This is a genomic window from Pseudomonadota bacterium, assembly GCA_030860485.1.
Classification (GTDB): Bacteria; Pseudomonadota; Gammaproteobacteria; order JACCXJ01; family JACCXJ01; genus JACCXJ01.
The window spans coordinates 1-4,484 of the sequence record JALZID010000044.1 but is presented as its reverse complement, the minus strand read 5'-3'; the positions used below and the strand labels follow the sequence as shown (position 1 = coordinate 4,484).

Sequence of the window (4,484 nt, the reverse complement as noted above, 5' to 3'; positions counted from 1 at the left end):
CTCCCACTTTTCGAGCTGCGTCCGTTCAGCCGTTTCAACTCGATCGACAGCCTCGTGTTCGGCATGACCGTAAGCATAGCAATTGCCAGAGAATCTGTCAAGTTATTTAAGGGACACTCCACTAGATCCTTTTGGGGCGGGAAGAGGCCAGCGTCATTCAGTCGTTCTCACGTCGCGTCGTGGAAAATGATACCGAGCGTATGACGATGCCGTGAGCGAACGCGGCTGACGCCATGTCGAAGATTGACCCGATACACACCGCGCGTGCCCTGCACCGGACGGTGATGGACGGCGAAGACGACCGCGTCACCTTGCCGGAGCGGCACGACTTCCGGGCGCGATTGCTTGCGCGGGCGCTGCTCGGCTAGCACGAATTCGCCACCCGTGAAGTCGCGTTCGGGCTCGGACAACAGGATCGTGACCTGGAGCGGGAAAACGTGCTCGCCATAGAGGTCTTGATGCAGGCAGTTGTAATCGTCAGGCCCGTACTGAAGCAGCAGCGGCGTGGGCCTGAGCTGCCCCGCAGCATGGCAACGCGCGATGTAGACCGAGTGTTTTTCAGGATAGCGGACGTCGATGCCCATGGCGGCATTCCAGCGATTGGCTATCGGCGCAAGACGCGGGTAGATGGCTGTGCGGAGGCCGGCGACGATATCGGGCAACGGATAGCTGAAATACTTGTACTCTCCACGCCCGAAACCATGCCGTTCCATCACGACCCGGCTGCGGAAAAGGCCATCCACCGGATACAGCTCGGCTAGCGCATCGCACTCTTCCCGGGTGATAACGCCTGCGATCATCGCGCATCCCTGCGCATCGAGGTCTTTCGACGCTCGCTCCCAATCGAGCGCCTTCACCCGGCCAGCAATGTCCCTGGCCGATGTGATCGCCAGCGCTTCTTTAACCAGTGCATTCATTCGTGTGCTTCCTTTTCCAGTAGCGCGCGCTTGCGTTCCACACCCCAACGATAGCCCGATAGTCTACCATCGTTGCGCACGACTCGATGGCAGGGGATTGCCACCGCCAAGGCATTGGCGGCACACGCTTGGGCCACTGCCCTGATCGACTTCGGAGCGCCGATGCGGTTGGCGATATCGGCATAGCTCACCGTCTCGCCGGCCGGGATCTCCCCGAGGGCTTGCCAAACGCGCTGCTGGAACGCGGTGCCGCGGACCTCCAGCGGCAGGTCGAGTCCCAGTCTAGGCGCTTCCACGAAGCCCACTACTCTTGCGACGAGCTGCTCGAACTCCGTGTCGCCGCCAATCAGGTTGGCTCGCGGGAACTGGTCTTGTAGATCGCGCGCCAATTTATCGGGATCATCGCCCAGGAGAATGGCACAAACACCGCGCTCGCTTTGAGCCACGAGGATAGACCCGAGGGAGCACTCGCCCACGGCGAAGCATATCTCCGTCTTGGCGCCACCGGCGCGATAATTCGTAGGCGTCATGCCTAATACCTGGTTCGATTTTTCATAGAAGCGCCCGTTAGAGTTGTACCCAGCGCCGTAGATCGCCTCAGTCACCGTACCGCGCCGAGCGAGCTCAGCTCTCACGCGCTTGGTGCGATGCGGTGCCGCGTACGCCCTCGGCGTTACACCCGTCATGGCCTTGAAGACCCGGTGCAGGTGGTAGGCGCTTAGTCCGGCACGGTTCGCCAGTGTCGCGAGGCTGGGCATCTGCTCGGCGTTCTCGATGAGTCGGCACAGCTCGGCCACCGTGGCCGCGTGCTGCTCGGCCAGCGGGGGTTGATTCGGCTTGCAGCGTTTGCAGGGGCGGAAGCCCGCCCGCTCGGCATCCGCGGCGGTCGGATGGAACCCGACATTCTCGGGCCGGGCGGTGCGCGCCGCGCAGGACGGGCGGCAGTACACACCGGTCGTCTTGACCGAGTAGAAAAACTTGCCATCCGCCTCGGGATCGTGGCCGATCACGGCCGCCCAACGCGGATCGCTCACGGTCTCCGCCGCGAGCATTTCAGTCTTCGTGGCCATATTCACCTGGGTCCTCTCAACGATTGTCATGATCAATGGCTGAGGTTAGCCGTCGGTGGAACACACCGCACTCCGGGTCTTGCTCTTGAATTCGCTTGCGTTTGGGTCCGTGCGGATTCCAATGAGCTTCTGCCGCTCATTCCAGGTCGCCGCAAGCGGCGGATCGGCCAGGCCATATCGCCCGGAGAGAGCGGCGGTGGCGAACCCGCGCCGATTTCGATAGATTACAGGGGCCTCAGAAATCCACTACCTTGGGTGACACGAGACGCTCGAAGTCGGTATAGGCGAGCCTGATGAGCTCCGTGTGCGACCCGGCATTGAAGGCGATCTCGCGGTCCTCCGACAGCCGGCGCGCGGCATAGACCTCCATACCGTAGAGGTTGCCGAACGGCGGCATGGCCCCCAGTTCGCACTCCGGGAAGCGGTCTTGGAACTCCGTCTCGCTCGCGAGCTCGACGTTACCGGCACCGATCGCCACGCGCAGGCGTTCAAAGTCGATCTGATACAGGGCGGGCAGCACGGCCATGGCGATCCGGCCGTCCACTTTGACCATCACGGCCTTCGCCAGCTCTCTGCCCGGGACGTGGGCGGAGGCCGCGATCTCCTGGGCCGTATAGGCACGGGAATGGACGATGCTCACGTACTTCACGCGGTGGCTGTCCAGGAACTCCTTCAGCTTTTTGACGGGCATGGCACCCCTCCGTTTCGCAGCGTTGGGACCGGTCCGGGATGAAAGCGGCCAGCGGCAGATCGGTCACCGCCACCGGGGCCTCATGCCCTAAGTATGGACCATCGACCGACGATTTCCCTGGCGCCCATCACGCATCGCACCCCGCTCTACCCTTGTAGTATCCTTTGCACACCGTACCGACCGGGACGCTCCGTCCCCGGACGGCGTGACCGTGCCCATTCGCCAGACGCTCAATCGTATGCCAGAGCCCTTGAATCGTTACAGCGCGCGCGTCACCAGACCCAAGTCGCAGGGCGCGTCCCAGGCCATGCTCTACGGGACCGGCCTCACCGAGGCCGACATGGAAAGGCCTCAGGTCGGGATCGCGAGCGTCTGGTACGAGGGCAATACCTGCAACATGCACCTCGGGCAGCTCGCCGAACGGGTCAAGGCCGGGGTCGTCGCCTCCGACCTCGTCGGGATGCGGTTCAACACCATCGGGGTCAGCGACGGGATCTCCATGGGCACCGAGGGCATGAGCTATTCGCTGCAGTCGCGCGACCTCATCGCGGATTCCATCGAGACCGTGATGTCGGCCCAGTGGTACGACGCCAACATCTCGATCCCAGGCTGCGATAAGAACATGCCGGGTTGCCTCATGGCCATGGGGAGGTTGAACCGGCCGGCGCTCATGATCTACGGCGGGACCATCCGGCCGGGACATCGCGGGCCGGACACCCTGGATGTGATCTCCGCGTTCCAGAGCTACGGCCAGTACCTCGCGGGCAGTATCGACGATGACGCGCGCCGCGAGATCGTGCGCCTCTCCTGCCCCGGCCCCGGCGCCTGCGGGGGCATGTATACGGCCAACACCATGGCGGTGGCCATCGAGGCCCTGGGGATGTCGCTGCCCTACAGCTCCTCGACACCCGCGACCGATCCCGCCAAGCTCGACGAGTGCTTCGAGGCCGGTGCCGCGCTCCGCGGTCTCCTGGAGCGGGACCTCAAGCCGCGCGACATCATGACCCGCGCGGCCTTCGAGAACGCGATGGTCCTCGTGACCGTCCTCGGCGGCTCGACCAACGCCGTCTTGCATCTGATCGCCATGGCGCGCTCCGTGGGCGTGGCGCTCACGATCGACGACTTCCAGTCGGTCAGCGACCGTACCCCCTATCTCGCAGACTTGAAACCGAGCGGGCGCTACGTGATGGAGGACCTGCACCGGGTGGGCGGCACGCCGGCGGTGATGCGCGAGCTCTTGGAGCACGGCCTCCTCTGCGGTGACTGCCTCACGGTGACCGGCCGGACCGTGGCCGAGAACCTCGCCGCGGTGCCCGGTCTGGCCGCGGGCCAGACGGTGGTCCGGCCCCTCGACGACCCGATCAAACCCACCGGCCACATCCAGATCCTGCGCGGCAACCTCGCGCCGGGCGGGGCCGTCGCCAAGATCACGGGCAAGGAGGGCCTCTGCTTCTCCGGGCCCGCGCGGGTGTACGACTCCGAGGAGGCGATGCTGCAGGCGCTGGAGGCCAAGGCGATCCAACGCGGTGATGTGCTCGTCATCCGCTACGAGGGGCCCAAGGGCGGGCCCGGGATGCCGGAGATGCTGACGCCGACCTCGGCCATCATGGGGGCGGGGCTCGGGTCCGAGGTGGCGCTCTTGACCGATGGGCGTTTCTCGGGCGGCTCGCACGGTTTCCTGGTCGGGCACGTGGTGCCCGAGGCCCAGGAGGGCGGCCCCATCGCCCTGGTGCGCGATGGGGACCGGATCACCATCGATGCGGTCGCGCAGACGCTGTCCGTCGATGTCGCGGAGGGAGCGCTGGC

Annotated in this window: 4 protein-coding genes; 1 reads left to right on the top strand and 3 read right to left on the bottom strand. The window is 64.9% G+C overall.

Annotated elements, in window-relative coordinates:
* Positions 1-167: 167 nt before the first annotated feature.
* From M3461_02175 to M3461_02165, 3 genes are all read right to left on the bottom strand, one after another.
* Positions 168-917, bottom strand: a complete 750-nt coding sequence (locus tag M3461_02175) for a 2OG-Fe(II) oxygenase (protein ID MDQ3773253.1) — start codon at positions 915-917, stop codon at positions 168-170.
* Entirely contained in the window at positions 914-1,987 is a 1,074-nt protein-coding gene (gene ada / locus M3461_02170; GenBank protein MDQ3773252.1) for a bifunctional DNA-binding transcriptional regulator/O6-methylguanine-DNA methyltransferase Ada, read from the bottom strand. Before ada ends, M3461_02175 begins: the two co-directional genes overlap by 4 nt.
* Before the next feature lie 235 nt (positions 1,988-2,222).
* The gene (locus M3461_02165; GenBank protein ID MDQ3773251.1) at positions 2,223-2,678 is read right to left on the bottom strand and encodes a YbaK/EbsC family protein; all 456 of its coding nucleotides are present in this window, start codon (positions 2,676-2,678) and stop codon (positions 2,223-2,225) included.
* 238 nt (positions 2,679-2,916) lie between these two features.
* Here M3461_02165 and ilvD point away from each other — a divergent pair.
* A partial coding sequence (ilvD, locus tag M3461_02160; protein MDQ3773250.1) for a dihydroxy-acid dehydratase occupies positions 2,917-4,484 on the top strand: 1,568 nt, incomplete at its 3' end.